Consider the following 1,434-nt stretch of genomic DNA (forward strand, 5'->3'; position numbering starts at 1 on the left):
CTATTATATATTCTATAAAAAAATATAAAATCCTTTATTTTATAGGATTAATTTAATACATTCACGCATGCTTCATGTACAAAATTACTTTATGAGATAATTACAATTTTTATGTGAATCCTAAAATCACTTTATCTGAGTTCCAGCCAAAAACCCAGTAGATAATGCAATCTGCATATTAAAGCCTCCTGTATAACCATCTACATCAATTAATTCTCCAGCAAAATACAAATTCGATATTATTTTTGATCTCATTGTGGATGGATCTATTTCCTTTGTATTTACTCCACCAGATGTCACTATTGCTTCAGATATAGGACGGAGACCCTTTATATTCATGATAAAATTTTGTAATAAATCTACTAATTTTAATCTTTCTTCCCTTGTTATGGAATTACATTTCTTATTTGGATTTATGCTGGATAAATCTATAACTACTCCTATTAACTTCTTGGGCAGTAAATCCTCTAATGAATTCTTGAAATCTTTATTTGAATACTTCAAAAAATCTCTTTGTAATCTTTTATCCAATTGTTCAAATTGCAGAGCAGGTTTTAAATTTATAACCGCCTTCAAATTGGCATTATCTTCCACTACTCTACTTGCACTTAAAACAATAGGACCAGATATGCCAAAATGAGTAAACAGCATTTCACCAAATTCTCTATACAAAATATTGTTTCTAGAATCCACTATACTTAAAGTTACATTTTTTAATGAAAGTCCCTGTAGTTGATTTATCCAACTCTCCTTTATCTCTATAGGCACAAGAGCAGGCTTCAACTCTACTATAGTATGACCTAAATTCTCAGCTATTTTATATCCGTCTCCTGTGGAACCTGTATTAGGGTAAGATAATCCTCCTGTACAAAGTATAAAATAATCTCCATCTATTTTAGAATTATCCTCAAGCTGAACTGACTTTATCAATTTATCATGGCAGACAAATTTTTTTACCCTGGAATTTAGTTTTATTTTAACTCCTTCCTTTATAAGTTGATCTTTCATAGCATCAATTAAATCGGAAGATCTATTTGATATTGGGAAAATTCTATCCCCTCTCTCAATTTTTAATTTAACTCCCAAGTTATCAAAAAATTTCATGGTGTCTTCATTTGTAAATGAATAAAGAGAACTGTACAGGAAATAGGGATTTCCAGGAATATAATTAAAAAATTCATCTATGTTTTTTCCATTGGTTATATTACACCTTCCCTTTCCCGATATAAGCATCTTCTTGCCTAATTTTTCATTTCTTTCTATTATAATAACGTCTTTATTATTTTTTGCAGCAGTTATTGCCGCCATCATTCCCGATGGTCCGCCGCCAACCACTATTATTTTTGCCATTAATCACACACCTTATTTTATATAAGAATAAGTATATTACCTTACTATAGTAATATACTACGCAAATTTATTCAATATAAATAT

1 protein-coding gene is annotated in these 1,434 nt (G+C 29.7%); it reads right to left on the reverse strand.

Features of this window, described 5'->3' with window-relative positions:
• Window positions 1-126: 126 nt before the first annotated feature.
• Window positions 127-1,350, reverse strand: coding sequence for an NAD(P)/FAD-dependent oxidoreductase (locus tag J5G60_RS18295; protein WP_150359071.1), 1,224 nt, complete (start codon window positions 1,348-1,350; stop codon window positions 127-129).
• Window positions 1,351-1,434: the final 84 nt, after the last annotated feature.

This window comes from Clostridium sp. HV4-5-A1G, assembly GCF_900184915.1.
Classification (GTDB): Bacteria; Bacillota; Clostridia; order Clostridiales; family Clostridiaceae; genus Clostridium_B; species Clostridium_B aromativorans.

Bases quoted from the DNA above. Each gene is read 5' to 3' on its own strand.
- J5G60_RS18295 (WP_150359071.1), bottom strand. From the start codon at position 1,350: ATGGCAAAAATAATAGTGGTTGGCGGCGGACCATCGGGAATGATGGCG.